This is a genomic window from Phormidium pseudopriestleyi FRX01, from assembly GCF_017313335.1.
Taxonomy (GTDB): Bacteria; Cyanobacteriota; Cyanobacteriia; order Cyanobacteriales; family Laspinemataceae; genus Laspinema; species Laspinema pseudopriestleyi.
The window spans coordinates 1-2632 of the sequence record NZ_JAFLQW010000169.1 but is presented as its reverse complement, the minus strand read 5'-3'; the positions used below and the strand labels follow the sequence as shown (position 1 = coordinate 2632).

Below are 2632 nucleotides of genomic sequence, written 5' to 3'. Positions count from 1 at the left end.
TTGCTCATTCCCGCGCTGAAACCATTCCTCTGCCTCATCCTTTTCCTGTCCCTCACTTGTTGCCTCCTCTTCCACAACCGGAGGCGGTATCTGTGCTAATATCTGCCTGCCGATTCTCTGGGCAATTGTTCCCAATTCTCCGCGATGAAGGATGCCAAACTGCACCAGGCGTTGGGCTATTTCTGCATGAGTTTCTGGGTTCTGTTGCAACTGTTCCCCGAAGCGCTGCAACCAGGGTATCCATTCCTCTGCTGTGATGCCGGTTGTCATTCTCTGCGCCTGAATCTCTCCCCCACTGGCACCGTTTGCTACCGCTTCCAGTAGCGGCATGAATTTTGTCTCGAATTCGATATCGGGGATTTGACGCCGTGGCGGTGGGGGTAGCGGTGTCGGTTTTCGGAACCGTTGTTGTATGGATTGATAGGATTGTTTGAGCCATTGCCAGAGTTTCTGCCACATCTGCTGTTCCCTCGGTTTGGTGTTGATGGAGATTATTGAACCACAGTTGCACTGATTTTTAACCACAGATTACACTGATTTTCACTGAGGGAGGATTGGGAGGGGAGGGGTTGGACCTCTGTCAATCGGTGTAATTTTTTATACATTTTTGGGTGATGTTGAGAAGCCAATTTTTAGTCGGATTTATCCGACTTCAGCTATGAGGCGGGGGTTCAAACCCCCGCCGGTTGTCGCAACTTTTTACGATGTGCTGGTTATAGGTTGAGGTCGGTAACTGCACCGAGACTGCTGGATGAGACTAATTTGGCATATTTCGCCATCACTCCTTTTGTATAACGGGGGGGACGGGGTTGCCAGTTAGCACGACGACGGGCTAATTCTTCATCGGATACATTTAATTGCAATTTACGATCGCGCGCATCGATGGTAATTGTATCCCCTTCTTCTACTAAGGCGATCGCCCCACCAACGGCTGCTTCTGGGGCTACATGACCGACTACCATGCCGTAAGTCCCTCCGGAGAACCGACCATCGGTGATTAATCCCACTGTATCCCCTAAACCAGCACCAATAATTGCCGAAGTCGGGGCCAGCATTTCCCGCATTCCCGGTCCCCCTTTCGGACCTTCATAGCGGACTACTATTACATCACCGGCCACAATTTTGCCATCCAAAATCGCTTTGAGGCACTCTTCCTCGGAGTCAAATACCCGGGCCGGACCCTCAATCATGGGCATTTTCACTCCGCTAATTTTAGCCACTGCGCCTTCGGAGGCGAGGTTGCCTTTCAGAATCGCTAAGTGACCCTGACGATACATCGGGTTATCCCAGGGCCGAATCACATCTTGTTCTGTCTGAGGTTCGGCAGGAATATCTACCAACAATTCGGCGATGGTTTGGCCGGTAATGGTGAGGGCATCTCCGTGTAGCAAATCATGCACGAGGAGCATTTTCATCACCTGGGGAATGCCGCCTGCTTGGTGAAGCTGGGTGGCAACATAGCGGCCACTGGGTTTGAGGTCACAGAGCACCGGGACTCTAGCGCGAATGGTTTCAAAATCATCCAGGGTCAGGGGGACTCCCATCGCCCGGGCGATCGCCAGTAAATGGAGCACGGAATTTGTGGACCCCCCCACGGCCATAATCACGGATATGGCATTTTCAAACGCCTTGCGGGTGAGAATCTGACTCGGCAAAATTTGCTTGCGAATCGCTTCGACTAAGACATGAGCCGATTTTTCGGTACTGTCGGCCTTTTCTGCATCTTCTGCGGCCATTGTCGAGGAGTACATCAAGCTCATCCCCATTGCTTCAAAGGCGGAAGACATGGTATTAGCCGTGTACATCCCCCCACAGGAACCGGCCCCCGGACAGGCATGGCGTTCTACTTCTAGCAGTTGCTGTTCGTTAATTTTACCTGCGCTATATTCTCCAACTGCCTCAAACGCGCTGACTATGGTGAGGTCTTTTCCATCCAAATGTCCAGGTTTGATGGTACCGCCATAGACAAAAATAGCGGGAATATTCATGCGGGCGATCGCCAACATGGCCCCAGGCATATTTTTATCGCATCCGCCAATTGCCAGGACCCCATCGAGACTCTGACCATTACAAACGGTTTCAATGGAGTCGGCAATCACTTCTCGCGACACCAGGGAATATTTCATCCCCTCGGTTCCCATCGAGATGCCATCACTAATCGTAATCGTGCCAAAAATTTGAGGCATTCCTCCGGCCTCACGGACCCCACTTTCTGCCCGTTTTGCCAGGATATCCAGCCCCATATTGCAGGGAGTAATGGTACTGAATCCATTGGCAACACCGACAATGGGTTTGATGAAATCGGAGTCAGAAAAACCAACCGCCCTCAACATAGCTCGGTTGGGCGATCGGGCGTGTCCTTGGGTGACAGCTTGACTTCTAAGGTTATCAGGCATTCTTTTTTCCGGTAAACGAGAGCAAATCTCCAGGGGCTAATGTAGAGTGGGGTTTGGTTATAGCTGTTTGCCTCCCAACTTTCGCTTCTCCCCCCTTCGGATCTATCCTTAGATTGTCTCAGAATCCAAGCCCATTTGTCATTGGTCGTTGGTCATTGGTCGTTGGTCATTTGTCGTTGGTCCCAATCCTCCCATCCTTACAACAGTAGGTTTTTACTTCCGGTCCCCTCCCCTTG

Annotated in this window: 2 protein-coding genes; both read right to left on the bottom strand. The window is 51.3% G+C overall.

Annotation, left to right across the window (positions count from 1 at the left end; genetic code table 11):
- The coding region (locus J0895_RS06240) for a hypothetical protein (protein ID WP_207087248.1) at positions 1–459 on the bottom strand (459 nt) is incomplete at its 3' end.
- A 254-nt stretch (positions 460–713) separates the two neighbouring features.
- Positions 714–2396, bottom strand: coding sequence for a dihydroxy-acid dehydratase (ilvD, locus tag J0895_RS06235; RefSeq protein WP_207087247.1), 1683 nt, complete (start codon positions 2394–2396; stop codon positions 714–716).
- Positions 2397–2632 lie beyond the last annotated feature (236 nt).

Coding starts and splice junctions, on each gene's coding strand:
- ilvD (WP_207087247.1), bottom strand. CDS start 2,396: ATGCCTGATAACCTTAGAAGTCAAGCTGTCACCCAAGGACACGCCCGA.